16 protein-coding genes and 1 pseudogene are annotated in these 16483 nt (G+C 33.3%); 9 read left to right on the forward strand and 8 right to left on the reverse strand.

Annotated elements, in window-relative coordinates:
* The 3 genes from GSA01S_RS05555 to GSA01S_RS05565 form a co-directional block, all read left to right on the forward strand.
* Nucleotides 1–115, forward strand: a 115-nt coding sequence (locus GSA01S_RS05555; RefSeq protein ID WP_157064778.1) for a helix-turn-helix domain-containing protein, incomplete at its 5' end; no start/stop codon positions are given.
* A gap of 36 nt (nt 116–151) precedes the next feature.
* Complete coding sequence (locus GSA01S_RS05560) at nt 152–967, forward strand: abortive infection family protein (RefSeq protein WP_019125096.1); 816 nt, start codon at nt 152–154, stop codon at nt 965–967.
* Between the two features lie 30 nt (nt 968–997).
* Complete coding sequence (locus GSA01S_RS05565; protein ID WP_066125657.1) at nt 998–3541, forward strand: DEAD/DEAH box helicase; 2544 nt, start codon at nt 998–1000, stop codon at nt 3539–3541.
* A 129-nt stretch (nt 3542–3670) separates the two neighbouring features.
* On the opposite strand, the pseudogene GSA01S_RS10505 reads toward GSA01S_RS05565, so the two are convergent.
* Both GSA01S_RS10505 and GSA01S_RS05570 read right to left on the reverse strand, forming a co-directional pair.
* Nucleotides 3671–4148: pseudogene (locus tag GSA01S_RS10505) on the reverse strand (relaxase/mobilization nuclease domain-containing protein); the annotation flags it as partial.
* Between the two features lies 1 nt (nt 4149).
* Nucleotides 4150–4506: a plasmid mobilization protein gene (locus GSA01S_RS05570; protein ID WP_066125659.1), complete on the reverse strand. Its 357-nt coding sequence runs from the start codon at nt 4504–4506 to the stop codon at nt 4150–4152.
* A gap of 293 nt (nt 4507–4799) precedes the next feature.
* Between GSA01S_RS05570 and GSA01S_RS05575 the strand changes: the two genes are divergently transcribed.
* From GSA01S_RS05575 to GSA01S_RS05585, 3 genes are read left to right on the forward strand one after another with little or no spacing between them, the layout of a single operon-like run.
* On the forward strand, nt 4800–5396 hold the full coding sequence (locus GSA01S_RS05575) for a TetR/AcrR family transcriptional regulator (protein WP_066125660.1): 597 nt from the start codon (nt 4800–4802) through the stop codon (nt 5394–5396).
* A gap of 4 nt (nt 5397–5400) precedes the next feature.
* Nucleotides 5401–7119 (forward strand): ABC transporter ATP-binding protein, encoded by a 1719-nt coding sequence (locus GSA01S_RS05580; protein ID WP_066125662.1) that lies wholly within the window; start codon nt 5401–5403, stop codon nt 7117–7119.
* Complete coding sequence (locus tag GSA01S_RS05585; protein WP_066125664.1) at nt 7112–8848, forward strand: ABC transporter ATP-binding protein; 1737 nt, start codon at nt 7112–7114, stop codon at nt 8846–8848. Before GSA01S_RS05580 ends, GSA01S_RS05585 begins: the two co-directional genes overlap by 8 nt.
* A 419-nt stretch (nt 8849–9267) precedes the next feature.
* Here the strand turns inward: GSA01S_RS05585 and istB are convergent, their stop codons facing one another.
* Both istB and istA read right to left on the reverse strand, forming a co-directional pair.
* Complete coding sequence (gene istB, locus GSA01S_RS05590) at nt 9268–9990, reverse strand: IS21-like element helper ATPase IstB (RefSeq protein ID WP_066125666.1); 723 nt, start codon at nt 9988–9990, stop codon at nt 9268–9270.
* Complete coding sequence (gene istA, locus GSA01S_RS05595; protein ID WP_066125668.1) at nt 9990–11507, reverse strand: IS21 family transposase; 1518 nt, start codon at nt 11505–11507, stop codon at nt 9990–9992. Before istA ends, istB begins: the two co-directional genes overlap by 1 nt.
* A 689-nt stretch (nt 11508–12196) precedes the next feature.
* Between istA and GSA01S_RS11200 the strand changes: the two genes are divergently transcribed.
* Both GSA01S_RS11200 and GSA01S_RS10730 read left to right on the forward strand, forming a co-directional pair.
* Nucleotides 12197–12325: a hypothetical protein gene (locus GSA01S_RS11200; RefSeq protein WP_281176412.1), complete on the forward strand. Its 129-nt coding sequence runs from the start codon at nt 12197–12199 to the stop codon at nt 12323–12325.
* 88 nt (nt 12326–12413) lie between these two features.
* Nucleotides 12414–12557, forward strand: a complete 144-nt coding sequence (locus GSA01S_RS10730) for a hypothetical protein (protein WP_156790210.1) — start codon at nt 12414–12416, stop codon at nt 12555–12557.
* A gap of 11 nt (nt 12558–12568) precedes the next feature.
* On the opposite strand, the gene GSA01S_RS05600 is transcribed toward GSA01S_RS10730, so the two are convergent.
* The 4 genes from GSA01S_RS05600 to GSA01S_RS05615 form a co-directional block, all read right to left on the reverse strand.
* Entirely contained in the window at nt 12569–13492 is a 924-nt protein-coding gene (locus GSA01S_RS05600; RefSeq protein ID WP_066125670.1) for a metal ABC transporter solute-binding protein, Zn/Mn family, read from the reverse strand.
* A 17-nt stretch (nt 13493–13509) separates the two neighbouring features.
* Complete coding sequence (locus GSA01S_RS05605) at nt 13510–14364, reverse strand: metal ABC transporter permease (protein ID WP_066125672.1); 855 nt, start codon at nt 14362–14364, stop codon at nt 13510–13512.
* A gap of 19 nt (nt 14365–14383) precedes the next feature.
* Complete coding sequence (locus GSA01S_RS05610; protein WP_006700814.1) at nt 14384–15127, reverse strand: metal ABC transporter ATP-binding protein; 744 nt, start codon at nt 15125–15127, stop codon at nt 14384–14386.
* Nucleotides 15128–15278: 151 nt separating this feature from the next.
* Nucleotides 15279–15812, reverse strand: a complete 534-nt coding sequence (locus GSA01S_RS05615; RefSeq protein WP_006700815.1) for a hypothetical protein — start codon at nt 15810–15812, stop codon at nt 15279–15281.
* A gap of 106 nt (nt 15813–15918) precedes the next feature.
* Between GSA01S_RS05615 and GSA01S_RS05620 the strand changes: the two genes are divergently transcribed.
* Nucleotides 15919–16483: UPF0236 family transposase-like protein (locus tag GSA01S_RS05620; RefSeq protein ID WP_174519401.1), on the forward strand; the 565-nt coding region annotated here is incomplete at its 3' end.

Genomic DNA, 16483 nt, shown 5'->3' on the forward strand with positions numbered 1-16483 from the left:
AATCAAAAAAATGAAGAATGGGCAAAATGTAACTACAGATGTTTTGCTTAGAATTTGCAATGCTTTGGATTGTGATATTGAGGAAATAGTAGAGTGTATTAAGTTCGATTCTTAATATAACTTGGAACAATTTAATAAACTGGAGGAATTTATGATTAGTTATATTGAAAGAACATACTTTAATGATTTGTTAAATAGAGGTGGGTATGTTTTAGATTTTTCTACATATAGATTTGACGAATTCACATTGCATAGTGTAGGAATAGCTTTATGTGAGACATATAATTTATCAAAGGGTAAGTCGTTAAATGAATTTATAAATGAAGGAGATGATGATAAGGTAGTAAAATTATTAGATGATTTATTGGAATATTATGAAGTGCGATATTCCTTAGAAATAGAATCAGATGATAAAGCTTATAACGGAAGCACATACAAATCTCTTTATAATAAGTGTAAGGAAATTATTGAAAGAGAAAAGAAACATTCTAAGAAATTTTCTAAAGTATCAGAAGAGTTAAAGAAAAAATTTTCTAGTAAATATATGAATCAGCAAATAGATTTGATGGTAGCAATGTGTGATGAAAATCCGACAGAAGCAATAGGAAAGTCAAAAGAATTACTAGAAAGTTGTTGTAAAACAATCATTGAAAGCAATGGTGAAATTATAAAAGATTCAATAAATATGGGACAACTTGTAAAACAAACTCTAAGTTCATTGAATATTCCCAATAAAGGCGTGGCGATGGATTTAGAAGAAGAAAAAATTGTGAAACAAATTACAGGGAGTCTTAATGGTTTAAGTAGTGGAATAATTGAATTAAGAAATCATTATGGAAGTGGGCATGGTCGTTCTGCAAAATTTAATGGATTAACAAAACGACATGCAGAATTATCTGTTGGAGCAAGTATAACTCTTGTTCGCTATTTGTGGGATACATTTTTATTAATAAATGAAAATAAATGAAAATGATAAAATTAAATGGAGGTACTAAAAATGGTAGATTTTAAGAAAAAAATTGCTTTAAAAAGTAAGGCGAAAATTACCAATCCTATTGATTTATATAATACGCTTGATAGAAAGAGTATTGCAGGTCCTTTGAGACCCGTTCAAAAATATGCTTTGGAAGAGTGGTATAACAATAGAAAAGATGAAAGAGATCTTATTGTAAAGCTTCATACTGGAGAAGGGAAAACTTTAATTGGTTTACTAATACTACAATCAGCACTTAATTTAGGAGAGGGGCCATGTATATATGTTTGTCCTAATATTTATTTAGTCAAACAGGTTTGTTGGGAAGCTGAAAAATTCGGTATTCCATTTTGTGAAATTGATAATAATAATGAAATCCCTAATGAGTTTTTATCAGGTGAAAAAATTTTAATTACACATGCTCATAAAATTTTTAATGGAAAATCAATTTTTGGATTAGGAAATAACTTCACAAAGACAAATACAATAATTCTAGATGATTCCCATGCGTGTATAGATGTCATAAAGAATTCATTTACTTTAACCATTAATAGAAATAAAAACGGAAACGAGGATATTTACGGTAGGATACTCACTTTGTTTTCAGATGATTTAATAGAGCAAGGTGAGGGTAGCTATTTAGATATTAAATCTGGAGAATACGAAACTTTCATGATGGTTCCATACTGGGCATGGAATAGTAAAAGGACTGAACTTTTATCTATTCTATCTGAATTTACCAATATGGATGAAATTAAGTTTGTGTGGCCATTGATGAAGGATAAAATAATAGAATATTCTTGTTTTATTTCAGGAAGTAAGATTGAGATTGCTCCATATAACATTAACGTAGAACAATTTGGGACATTTTCAAAAGCTAAGAGAAGAATTTTAATGTCTGCAACGACTCAAGAAGATATTTTTTTTGTCAAGGGTTTGAATTTTTCAACTGATGCAGTGGCTAATCCGATTGTGTATCCACAATTAAGATGGTCTGGTGAAAAGATGATATTGATGCCATCATTAATAGATGAAACCTGTGATAGAGACTTAGTTGCAACTAAATTTGCATCAATAAATGTTAAGAAGTTTGGTATCGTCGCAATAGTTCCTAATACAAAAAGAGCTATCTATTACAGTAAATTAGGTTCAAAACTTCCACAAAATAATCAAGAATTATTTTCTGTGATAGATGATCTAAGAAAAAATAATTTTGAAAAAACCGTTGTGATAAATAATAGATATGATGGGATTGATTTGCCAGATGAAAGCTGCAGAGTTTTGATAATGGATTCAATGCCATTTCTAGACAACTTCTCTGATAGATATGAAGAAAAATGTTGCCCTAATAGTGAAATTATAAATAAAAAAATAGCACAAAAGATTGAACAAGGATTAGGAAGGGCTGTTCGAGGAGAAAAAGATTATTGTGCTATTCTTGTAATAGGATCTGATATAGAAAAATTTATGAGAGGAGTGTTAACAAGAAAATATTTTTCTGCCCAGACACAGAAACAAATAGAGATTGGGTTTGAAGTCGCAAAAATGGCAAAAGAAGAAATTAGTGAAGAAGATCAGCCTATGAAGCAGATTGTTTCACTAATAAATCAAATTCTTAAAAGGGATGAAGGGTGGAAAGAGTATTACACTGGTGAAATGAATGCAATTATTCAAGATAACGTAGAAAATAAAATTTATAACAGATACTCAGAAGAAAATGAATTAGAAAAGTTATTTTCACAAGGAGAATATGAACTTGCTGTAGACAGGACACAAAAATTCATTGATAAGTTTATCAATGATGATTTAGAAAAAGGCTGGTATTTAGAGCAGATGGCAAGATATGCATATATGTACTCAGAGGAAAAATCAAAAATACTTCAAAAGTCCGCATTTAAAAAGAATCCTCAATTATTAAAGCCTAAAGAGGGAATAGCATATTCAAAAATCTCTTTTCTGAATGAAAATAGAATAAATAGATTCAAAAGATATATTGGAAAATATGACAGTTTTGATGAATTTAATCTTTATATAAATGAACTGATAGAAAATCTTTCTTTTGGCATTGCGGCTGAAAAATTTGAATCTGCATTAAAAAACTTAGGCGAAATTTTAGGCTATGTTAGTCAACGCCCAGATAAAGAAATTAGAAAGGGTCCGGATAATTTATGGTGCGTTTCAAATAAAAAATATGTTTTTTTTGAGTGTAAAAATGAAGTGAACGAAAATCGAAGTGCTATAAAAAAATCTGAAGTAGGTCAATTTAATAATCATTGTGGATGGTTTAAGGAAGAGTATGGGGAACTTGTAGATGTTTTGCGTATAATGATAATTCCTACTAAACAGTTAGCACATGATGCGGATTTTAATGAGAAAGTTTTCGTGATGAGAAGGAATGGTTTAAAAAAGCTAAAAGATAATCTAAAAAAGTTTGTAAAAGAAATCAGAAAATACGAATTAGATTCATTATCTGATGACAAAATTCAAGTGTATTTAAATATGTACAAATTAAACATTGAGGATTTTCCAGGAAATTATATTGAAGATATATATCATTTAAAAAAATAAAATAGTTAATAGAGATGGAGAGACGATATCTCTCCATCTCTTTACCCATGTAAATACCATAGTTCTTTCGTATTTTATAAAGCTCGTCCATAGTAGATTTGGAGTAAGAATACTTTTGCATGATGGTATTTTTTTCTTGTAACTTTCGTAAAACTCATCAATGACAGATAGGTTGTTTTCTTTGCATAGTTTATCGCTCTAATAACGGATTTTATGATAGCTTTTCTTATTAGACAGGTAGCATCCGCCGTTACCATATTTACATTGTTGAAAATGATGTGAATGTGAATATGTCCTTTGTCTATGTGAGTAGATAAGACAAATTCGTACTCATTTCTTGATATTTTTTACAGAGTTTCATACCAATCTGATGTGCTATTTCAGGCGTGGTTTCTCCCGATAAAAAGTATTGAATAAGATGCCTTGCAAGAACATTTCCCTTTGTTCCTGCATCATTTCATGTCCTTAAAAATTGTGTATGGGCAGTAGACGGATGGCATTTGAATGAAGATACCAAGATTTTTTCATCGGTTTTTTCACTCTTAGTTATATAGTCTATTTCCAAATTTATAGTTGATTTTATAGGATGTATTTTTGTAATTGCCATACTAATCACCAGAACTTTCCTTTGATTTATTAAGAAGTAGGGAATGGATCTGCCATATTTCTTTTGATAATTTTTCTATCTGCTTATTCATAAACTCAATTTCATTTTTGTAAATAACACCAGTTGTATTAGTTACTTTTGCAATTTGGTTTATATTCTTTGTTGCATTTGAAAGCAGCCATTGTAGGTTTCTGAATGGTTCTAAATCTACAACATAAATTTCTTTTTCCAATACACATTTCCTAAGAAAGTGGGACATAGTTTTACAATTAGCAAGTTTCATTTTCTTTTCAAAAACTTCTTTTTCTTCATCTGTTAAATATATTTTAAGCTGATTTTTTCTCTTTCTATTATCCATAGTAGTTCTCCTTATCATAAAATATTGGGGTCTTAGGGTTCTCCCTAACAAGGTAAAATTGATAAAAAAAGAAGCAGTCCATAAAGGTTCTGCTTCATCAATTTTTCGTAAGTGGGTACTCACTTACTGTGCTTGCTATTAAAGTTATAAGCGTTAAGCGTGTATTAAGTTATGATTAATTATACCGCATTTAAAAAAATTAATAAAGAAGTATAAGCGAAGCTATTGACAATGATTATCAGCACTGATACAATAATACCGACAAGGGTGTCGGTATGGAGGTTGTTTATGAAATGAAAATGGAAGCTGATGAAAGAAAAAAGCAGATTAGACAAGCAGCTATGAAAGTATTTTTGGACAAAGGGTTTAGAAATACAGTTATGAATGACATTATGGAAGCTACTGGGCTTTCTAGAGGTGGCTTGTATCATCATTATGGTTCTACGCATGAAATCTTATATGACATTATGGTAGAAGGTAATTTAAATAGAAAGGATATTATTCAAAAATCAATTTATGATGAAGGTTTAATATTAAGTCCGAAGTTGTTTTCGAGAATGATTATAGACAAGATACTTGCAGATAATGATTATGTAAAGCTTTATGTTATGTTTTTATGTGAGTTAAAAGAAAATGATGATCTGAAAGAATTATATGTGAAAATAAAAAAAGAGTCCATACAAGTATTTAAAGAATTGTTTTCTACTTTGTTTAACGTGTTACCTTCTGATGAAACATTTGAATTTATGATTAATATTATGAATTCTGGATTGATGGCTTGCGAAATTTTGAATGCACGTGAGAATTTTACAAAAAATAAGATATATCTAACTGAAATGATAGAGACTTATTTTATAAATGTAATGAAAAAAGATGATGAAAGGAGTTAAATTTATGGATCTATTAAAAAAATACATTAAGAGAAATAAAGCACCATATTTTATTTCTGTCTTGTTTGCAATACTTGGAGTAATTTCAAATCTTTTTGTATATATTATTCTAAGTAAGATGATTATATCATTAATTGATGGTAGCCAAGATTTTTATTACTATATAAATAAAATTTTCTTGATACTTTCATGTCTTATAATCAAAGAAGTGTTTATGTTTTTGTCAACAATGATTTCTCATAAAACAGCCTATAAAATAATACGAGATATAAGAAAAAGCCTTATGGAAAAATTATTTAATATGCCATTAGGAGATATATTGAATGAATCTACTGGTAAGTTAAAAGACATAATTGTAAATCAAGTCGATAATACTGAAACAACATTGGCTCATATGATACCTGAGATGACAGCTAATTTAGTCGGACCTATAATATTATTTGTTTACATGTTAATTTTAGATTATAGACTAAGTTTAATATCTTTAATTCCATTAGTTATTGGTGGATTTTTTATGGCAGGACCGATGAAAAGAATGAAGGTAAAGTTTCCACAAGCAGTTAAAATTGGTCAAGATATGAATAATTCCGTGGTTGAATATATAAATGGAATAGAGGTTATTAAAACATTTAATCAAGGCGAAAAATCTTATAGAAAATACAGGGACAATGTGTATAAAAAGGCAAATTACTATTATGATTGGATGGGAGAAAATACAAGAGACTATGCGATAAGTATGTCTATTGCTCCAGTTGGTATTTTGACAATTATACCATTTGGTTTATATTTCTGTATGAATGGTTCACTAGATAGTGGTGTATTTTTAACATTGATAATTCTTTCTTTCGGGACTATCCAAAATATTATGAGAGTAATGACTTTTGAAGATGATATTGGAAGAATGTCAACTATTTTCGAGGAGATTAAAAATATACTTTCTGCGAGAGAATTATCTCATAAAAATGAAAATTTGGATATAAAAAATTATAATATAGAGATAAAAAACGTAGATTTTTCTTATGAAAAAGATAAGCAAGTCCTAAACAATATAAATATAAATATAGAAGAAGGAAGTGTGAATGCTTTAGTAGGCGAATCGGGTTCGGGAAAGTCGACTATTGCAAAACTAATTTCAGGATTTTGGGACGTAGATAGTGGTTCTATAAGTATAGGAAATGTAAATATCAAAGATATGTCCCTTGAAAAGTTATCTACTGTTATTTCCTATGTAGCACAAGATAATTTTCTTTTTGATATGTCAATTAAAGATAACATCAGAATAGGAAATAAAAATGCCAGTGATGAGGAAATAATTGAAGTATGTAAGAAAGCAGCCTGCCATGATTTTATAATGAACTTGTCAGATGGATATGATACAAGGGTAGGAGAAGCTGGTAAACATTTGTCTGGAGGAGAAAGGCAAAGAATATCAATTGCAAGAGCTATGATAAAGAATGCTCCAATAGTTATTTTAGACGAGGCTACCTCTTATATCGATCCTGAAAATGAAGCCTTGATTCAAGATGCAATATCAGAGCTTGTTAAAGGGAAAACTCTAATTATAATTGCCCATCGTTTAAAGACAATAACAGATGTAGATAATATATTTGTAATTAAAAATGGAGAACTTGCATGTAAAGGAAGTCATGAAGAGCTTTTGAAGGAATCAAAAGATTATCACAATCTTTGGGAAACTGCCTTGAAAGGAGAAGAAAATGCTTAGTGTTTTTAAAAAAATATGGAATTTTTCTATTGAAGAACAAGTGTATCTAAAAAAATCAATCTTTGCTAATTTTTTCGGTTCTATTTTTAATGCTCTACAATTTGCAGCCATTTATTATGCGATTTTTGGGATAGTAAACAAGGATATAAGCTTTAAAACAATAGGAATATCAAGTTTATTTTTATTAATTAGTATAGCCGGAGTAATTATTTCAAAAAATTCCTCTATGCTCAAACAAACACATGCCGGATATTTTATGGCTGGACACAAGAGAATTGAATTAGGTGAAAAAATAAAAAAAGTTCCCATGGGATTCTTCTCAAGTTTAAGTTTAGGAAATTTAACAACTATTGCGACTACTAACTTAGATAATGTAGAGACTTGGGTTCCAACTTTGTGTATTATGGTTTTCGGTGGCATGCTTAATGCTATTGTTTTTATCTTATCCTTATTTTTGTTTTCTTATAAGGTAGGTATTGTAGCAATAGTTGGTTCTATTGTATTTTTAATGATCATTGCTCGTATGCAAAAAAGGTCAAGTAAAAATGCAGATAAGATTCATGAGATTCAGGTATCACTTACCAAAGAAGTCTTATCAACATTGCAAGGAATGCAAATTATAAAATCATATAATCTACGAGGAAGTAATAATAAAAAACTTGACAAGAGCTTTGATAGTGCTAGTGAATATTCTTTTGATTTAGAAAAAACTATAATGCCATATAGTTTATTAGCTAAAATCATAATAGCTATAACAATTTGTTTGATGTTGTTTATTTCAATAAAATTATATTTTGTTGAAAATGGTCAAATAGTCAATACTATTATGATACTTATAGCAAGTTTTGTAATATTTGATGGGCTTATAACATCTGGCTCTGCTATGGCTATGCTAAGAATGGTTGAGAATGCAATAGATTCTTATTCTTATGTAAATGATATGGAAGATATGAAAGAAGGAAGTATTACAGAGCCAATAAAAAATCATGATATTGTATTTAAAAATGTCAGCTTTTCTTATGATGATAGACAAATTTTAAAAAATGTATCAGCAGAGATAAAAGAAAATACTATGACTGCCATTGTCGGACCATCTGGATCTGGTAAAACAACATTTTGTAATCTAATAGCAAGATTTTGGGATGTAAATTCTGGAGAAATTTTAATAGGTGGAAAGAATATTAAGGACTATAAGATAGAAAACCTTATGAATTCAATTTCCATGGTATTTCAAGATGTATATCTATTTGAGGATACAATTGAAAACAATATAAAATTTGGAAAACAAAATGCAAGCCATGAAGAAGTTGTAGAAGCTGCAAAGAAGGCAAGGTGCCATGAATTTATAGAAGCTTTACCAGAAGGATATGACACTATCATTGGGGAAGGTGGAGCAAGCCTATCTGGTGGAGAAAAACAAAGAATCTCCATAGCCAGAGCCATGCTAAAAGACGCGGAAATCATAATCTTTGACGAAGCAACAGCAAATATAGACCCAGAAAATGAAGATAAGCTTAAAGAAGCAATAGAATCATTAACAAAAAATAAGACGGTAATAATGATTGCCCATAGACTAAAGACAATTAGAAATGCTGACCAGATTTTAGTCTTAAAAGATGGAGAAATAGTAGAACGTGGAGATCATGAAGAACTGATTAAGAATGATGGACTTTATTCTGACCTTATCAATGCAAAAGCTAAGGCGGAATCATGGAAATTAAATAATTGATAGTAAGAAATATTAAAGTCTTTGAACAATAAAATTTAGAAAAGAGGATTTATGCCCAGTAGCATAAGTCCTTTTTTTAGTATGACGGGCATGTTCTAATGCTGGGGTGAAATTCCCTACAGAGCGTAGTTACCGACGAATCTAATAGCTACTTGCAAGTTTTAGATGGCGACATCTAGGAGAGAAGAAGCAATAGCGAAATCGTGGCTTGACGAACAGGAACAGAATACAAGGCGTAATAGGTGGGCAAGCTAGCCAAAGATAGCAAAGACCCAAAAGGTAACCGTAAACCCAAGGCGTAAATTCTGCAAGTAAACGATGAAAGTATTAGGGCTTATCCCGTGAGGTCTCACTAGCTGTATTTGGCAAGTGTAAAATGTATGAAACGGCAGCCCTTTTTGTAAACCACTTGCCAACCTCTAATTTTTCATCATCATAGACTCTTTCATTCGTTTACTTTCACCCCCAAACAGAATGAGGTGGGAGTGGTGGATTAGGCGATCCACTACGGCTTCCGTTAGAATCGGATCGCCAAAGACATGGTTCCACTGTCCGAATTGAAGATTGGTAGTAATGATAATGCTCCGTTTTTCATAACACATAGATATCACTTGAAACAGTAGTTCTGCACCTTGCTTATGCAATGGAATATAGCCTAGCTCATCTAATATTAATAGATCAAGCTTATCTATTCTGTTAAACAGCCTGGTCAACGTACCTTTTTCATTCGCTTCCAACAGCTCATTTGCCAATGAAGCAACGGTATAGAACTTCACTCGCTTGCCATACTTCTGTATGACATTGATTCCTATGAGCGTAGAGAGGTAGGTTTTACCTGCACCTACTCCACCATAAAAAATCATATTTTCCTTTGCCTCGATAAATTCTCCTTCTAATACCGATTCTTGACTTAACCCCTGACCCAATTGAATATCTGTCCAATCAAAAGGATTACCAGACACGTTCGGCAGCGTTGCCGTTTTGAATAATAGGTTTATCTTACGCTCCTCACGCTGTTCCACTTCCTTTTCAAAAAGTGTTAATAAGTATTGTTGAGGATCTTCTATGTTCACCGTATGGAAATTCTCACGAATCCAGCTGAGTTTTAATCGCTTTGCGTACTCCTGAATCATTTCATGCATTATGCCTGCCTCCTTTCAGAGGAAAAGAAGACATCATATTTCTTAATCCCTCGCTCAGCGACTGGCATGACAGGGATGCTAGGCTTCATCTCCAACGTATCACGATAACCTCGCCCGTGAATAAGTTGATGGAAAACCTGTTTGATTGATTCGGAAGATGGATGGCTCCTTTTAGAAGCTATCTCCAACGCTTCTGTTGCCTTTTCTAAACTATGTTCTTTCAGTAATGTTGATAATAGTTTGAGAGCTTCTTTCTTCTCCTCAACGGTGCATTCATTCAAATAGCTTCGCCAGCGTTCCGGTAATTGGCCATAGAACGTCGTATATTTCAAAGCTGTTGGCCTTGTGGCCATAAGAGATAGGTAGGGTTGCCATACCATTGATTTTGATGCATTTCCGTAGATTCGGTTATGTCTTACAATTTTTTCGTATCTATCCGAAAGGATAGTAACTTGATCATATGTGATTGCCACCAAGACTTTTTGTTTTGCGTAACGTGGGGAAGTGGAGTATTTTTTTGTATCCACTTGGACAAACCCATATTTATCAGCTTTCAAAGTTTCATAGCGTACACAACTATACTCCTTGGCCGGTAAGTGTAAAAATGCATGCTTATCTTCTTCGAATAATTTACTGATTTCTTCCTTTTTCTCATAATGTTGGCGATGACGATCTTTTTCAGCTTCTCCCCACAACTTGGTATTGAATTCGTCTAATTGAAATACTCTTCGTTCTGGTAAGAAGAAATTATTACGAACATACTTAACCATTGCTTCCACATGACCTTTTTCATTCCCTGAACCTGGATTACAAAATTCATATTCGAAACCGTAGTGTAAGACAAACCTTTCAAATCCCTCCGTCAGTTCACGTCTTCCATGAGGAAGAATCTTTTTCACCGCAGGTGATAAGTTATCAAAACGAACTCTTCTAGGTACACCCCCAAGGTGATGAAAGAGTCGTTTCATGCCTTCCAAGAAACAGTCTTGATTCTGGGACTCAAACACCTGAACCAGAAATGCATTACTGTACGGGAAAGACATAACCAGATACGGAAGTTCTATGACTTCTCCCTCTACCTTAAACGGTGCCTCTCCAAAGTCTACCTGGGCATCCCCTGGACTTGCTTCTAACGGAAGAGCTGCCTCATCGTTTGCTTCCATCTCTTCAAGTAATTCTATTTTCCGCTTAGAGACATATGCTCTCACCGTTCGGTCTGAACCTTTAAATCCACACTCTTCCTTTAATAACTCCCAAATACGCTTCGCAGTTCTCCGATATTTCTTTTTCTTCTTCAAATCTTCCCTCAACCACTGATCCACAATCTCTTTCACCGGATCCATAACCGGAGAGGGTTGATGTTTCCTTCCTTTCAATTCAGGTTGGAATTCATCTAGATCCGCATATTTCTGTACGGTTCTTGGGTCTCTATTTGTTCTTCTCGCAACCTCTGCATATGTATGCCCTTTTCCGTTCACTTGTTGTCTGATATAATTAATTTCAGTCACTTCTAACACTCCTAATCTACCTCCTGCCAGAATAATGGGTCCAACAGGAAGTGTAGTTAATTATTGAGTTGTTAGCAAGTGGCTTTTTCTTTTATGCATGGCCCTATAGGACATGCATAAAAGAAGTGCCATAACCTACATTTTTAGTTTGCCATAAACACACTAGCGAGCCAGTAGTAACAACGAATAGTGAGAAGTCAGCAGACTCCATAGTAGTGAAGAAGTTTCTGTAATAGAAATGGAGCGAAGGGAGGAACGATATTTATTGTAATATTTGAAAAGGATGTACTATGACTTGATGGAACACAAGGAATGACGTATTCATTTCTCAAGGTTCGGATACAAAAAGAATAAAGTTAAATAGAAGCATCAGTAATAAATAATATGATACAAGAAAATATTGAACCGCCGTATGCCGAACGGCACGTACGGGTGGTGTGAGAGGGGCTATAAATTAGCCCCTACTCGATTGTTCAAATTAATCATTGAAACTCAAAAATACTATAAAAAATAAAAACTTTGGTTACCAAAGAGGGCAAATTTCACTTTATAAAGTGAGGGGTATTTTGTCATCTTGCTATAAAAACAAAAATACTTTGAAGTGCCAATATTCTTGAAGTTGCTTATGTGGAATTAGCATATTTCAGATTTAATCCACTTATCAAGGTAAAAAAAATCAACTTATATAGGAGGTTAAAATGCAAGCAATAAAGATTTATAGCATGAGAGTTGCTATGTTATGTAGACTTTATGATCTTAAATTAATTAATGATAAGGAATATACAAAAATAAAAAATAGAATAGAAAATGATTATAACTTAGTGTAAAATAACTGTTGGTAAGCTAAAAGCAAAAAAGATAACCCTCTGCTATACTGTTAGTATCCAAAACACACAGAAAGTTAGAGGGTTATCCATGAATATTGTAACACAAGTTATGCAAGAAATTAGTAAAATGATGACAGATTTATATCATCAAGCGATTCAATCTTCTTATGATTTTACCACGATTTTAGCGACTAAACAAATAACCAAAAAAAGAAGCCACTATGTTAAGTGACTTCTAACTATTTATTGATTTAAACCGTTATAAATAACATCTAAATTCGTTTGTAAATACTTTAAATAGGTATCCGCGGGTGAACCTTTTTCACCGATTTCGTCGGAATAAACCGGCTCTTCATAAATCTCAACGCCCGTTTCCTTCGATACGGTTTGCATTGGACGTCTATCAACGTTTGATTCAACGAACAATACCGGTGGGTTATTATCTTTGACCCATTGAATCGCTGATTGAATTTGAGCGGGCGAACCATTTTCATCGGTATCAATTGCCCAAATATAACCATGATTTAAGTTAAAAGATTGAGTCATATATTGGAAAGCATGTTCGCTAGCAATAAAGTTACGCTGGTTACCTTCTAAACTGCCCAATTTTTCTTCATATTCATCGCGAATTGCTTCTAACTCTTTAATATAAGCTTCAGCGTTTTCTTGATAGACCACTTCATTATTTGGATCTTGTTCTTTTAAGACCTCTACAATTCGTTGAGCCATTTTTATACCTACGTTAGGATCTGCAAAGGCATGAGGGTTAATTTCTTGCCTTCCTTCTTCATCTTTTAAATATTGTGGTTCTACGTCTTTAGCAACTTCGATGAGTTGTTCTGGTGACTTCTTCACTGAATTAGCTAATTTCATAAACCAACCATTTTCGGATCCTTCTAAGTTTAATCCGTTATAAAACATTAAATCCGCGTCAGTCGCTTTCATAATGTCTTCTGGTAAAGGTTCATATTCATGAGGATCAGTTCCAACTGGAACTAAGTTATAGACTTCAATATGATCTTGGCCGATACTTTCTAACATATCAGTTAAGAGAGAAAAACTTGAAACCACTTTTAGCGGTTCATCTGCATGAGCTGTGGTTGCGATACTTAATCCCATCATTAAAATTAAGTTGATCGCACATAATACTTTCAATAAACGTTTCATTTAATCATACCTTCCTACTATTTAGATAATTTATGAGCTAAACGCCAGACGTAGCCGTTATTAGGTGCAAATAAAAAGGCTAAAACAAACATTACTGTGGCACATAATACAATCGCTGCTCCTGACGGAACGTTAATAACAAAACTAATATACAATCCGACCACTGAAGAAATAACACCAAAAACAGCCGAAAGAATTAACATATTTCGTAAGTTGTTTGTTAATAGATACGCTGTCGAAGCTGGTGTAATCAGTAAAGCAACAACTAAAATAGCACCAACAGCTTGCAGTGAGGCTACAGTAACTAACGTTAACGTCACCATAATTCCATAATGAATTAATTTAGTTGGGTATCCCCAAGCAGCCGCCATTGTTGGATCAAAGGTGGTAATAAGTAATTCTTTATAAAAAGCAACGACTAGAATGATAACAATCACACCGATTACCATCGTAATATTTCGGTCGCTGTCTTGAACCGTTAAAATATTACCAAACAAAATTTCTGTTAAGTCCGTGGCGCTTTGTGCCATTTGAATTAAAATAACACCGATCGCGAAAAAGGATGAAAAGACAATCCCTATCGCCGCATCGCTTTTAATTCGACTCGACTGTTGAACGAGACCAATCAGTAATGCTGTAATAAAGCCGGTGATCGCCGCTCCGATGAAAAAGTTCGTTCCCATCATATAAGAAATCGCCACACCGGGTAAAATTGCGTGAGAAATCGCATCCCCCATTAAAGCTAATCCTCTTAAAATAATAAAGCAGCCTAATATTCCGGCAATGACTCCAACCATCACTGAAGTTGTTAACGCTTTTTGTAAAAACTCATAGTCTTTTACTTGTTGGATGAACTGTTGGATTTGTTGCATCGAAAATACAGTCGACCAATTACTCATTTGATGCACCTCCTCCAACAAATTGGGTAGAGGTTAAAATGCTTTCGCCAAAGGCTTCGGATAAATACTGCGGAGTAAAGCACTCTTCAACCGTCCCATAAGCAATTAATTGTTGTTTAAGTAAAATCACACTATCAAAGTACTCCGCTACTTTACTTAAATCATGGTGAACAATTAATATTGTTTTACCATCTCCTTTCATTTGACGTAAAATTTTAGCGATAATGGCTTCACTTTTAGCGTCAATTCCTACAAATGGTTCATCTAAAAAAATATAACCCGCATCTTGAACTAAAACGCGAGCAAGTAACACTCGTTGAAATTGCCCCCCCGAAAGTTCACTAATTTGACGATGGGAATATTCTTCGAGTCCTACTTGTCTTAAGGCTTCCATCGCTTGGTCTTTTTGCTCTTTGGTGGGAAATTTAAATAACCCTAGTTGACGGTAAAACCCGATAGCCACCATATCTAAAACGTTAATCGGAAAATCATGGTCGATGTTATTCTTTTGTTCGACGTAAGATATTTTCTTTCTTACTTGACTCACATGCTGACCGTCATAGGTCGTTGTTCCGCTATGGGGAAGAATATTTAACATCGCTTTCATTAACGTTGATTTTCCCGCTCCGTTTGGCCCAATAATTCCAATTAGTTGCCCTGTCTTCAATTTAAATGAGACATCATCTAAGGCAAGGAATTTATTGTAGGAAACGGATAAATTATTCGCTTCTATCATATTATTCCTTCTTTCTTTTCTGAAACATTGTTTAGAGCAACCTAAATAATGTCCAGTAAAAAACAATAGAATATTCTATTGATTTATTTGTTTGTGTTTTTGTTCTCTTTGTTTAGGCTTACCTAAACTTTAACACATCCTTTTTTCTTTGTCAAGCATCTTGATCAAATTCATGCCACTTTTTTATACCCTCTTGAAACCGCTTGATATAGCGCTCTTTTTGAAATAATAGTTGGTGTAATCCTTGATATAGTTCGCTGGAAGTATTAATGAAAGATAGCTGGTCTTTTTGTTCAAATAAAGCCTCTTGAACCATTTCATGAGGTACTTGTTGGTAAATATCGTCTAAGTGATCTTTAATGTAATCTTTTAACCGCTCCACTCTTTTAGATTCAAACGCAGTAATTTGATCTAATTCACTTAAAGTTTGTCGGTAGGAACGGTTGCGAACCATTTGACCGTCTTGGACATAACAATACTCTTTTGTAAAAGGAGTCTGAGCACTTGGAAATGTTCCATGAATTTGATACCACCCATCATAAATACGATAATGATCTTCTTCTAAAGGAAGAAACTCACGTTTTACATGGTAAGTTTCATCGGGTCCGGTAATTTCAGCGATCCACTGTTTTTGATCTTGCGGGTGGGGAAGAAGTTCTAATTTTTGATAGAAATTTGTTGTCATCGTTTACCCTTAGTGTAAAATAACTGTTGGTAAGCTAAAAGCAAAAAAGATAACCCTCTGCTATACTGTTAGTAGCCAACACACACAGAAAGTTAGAGGATTATCCATGAATATTGTAACACAAGTTATGCAAGAAATTAGTAAAATGATGACAGATTTATATCATCAAGCGATTCAAGGGGAAGTAGACTTTTCAACGTGTATCAAAACCATTCGCGATACGATGCGTCAACTCTCAGTCGATTTAGGAGAAGATCTCTGTGCAACGATTGAGGAATCACTCTTTAAAAGCCCTGGAAGAAAAGCAAGATATCGTGTTCATCGTAGCCATGATGAAAAAACAATCTCCACACTGATCGGTGATATTAAACTTTCAAGGCGTTATTACAAAGATAAGCAAACGGGTGAGTTCTGTTACTTATTGGATGATTACTTATCGCTCACACCTCACCAGCGCGTGGATCTAGATTTAGAGGCAGCCATTTACGAGAAGGCCAGTAAGCATTCTTATCAAGCGACCCTGGATAGTTTCGAACATATCGGGATTCATAGTCGTCAGACCGTCAAGAATATTGTGCATAAGTATTGCCCGGATTCTGTTACGTTGCCGGTGGGAGAAAAACGTCAAGTAGACTGCCTATACATTGAAGCTGATGAAGACCATGTAGCCT

Origin of the sequence: Globicatella sanguinis NBRC 15551, assembly GCF_001552295.1 — a bacterium.
GTDB lineage: Bacteria > Bacillota > Bacilli > Lactobacillales > Aerococcaceae > Globicatella > Globicatella sanguinis.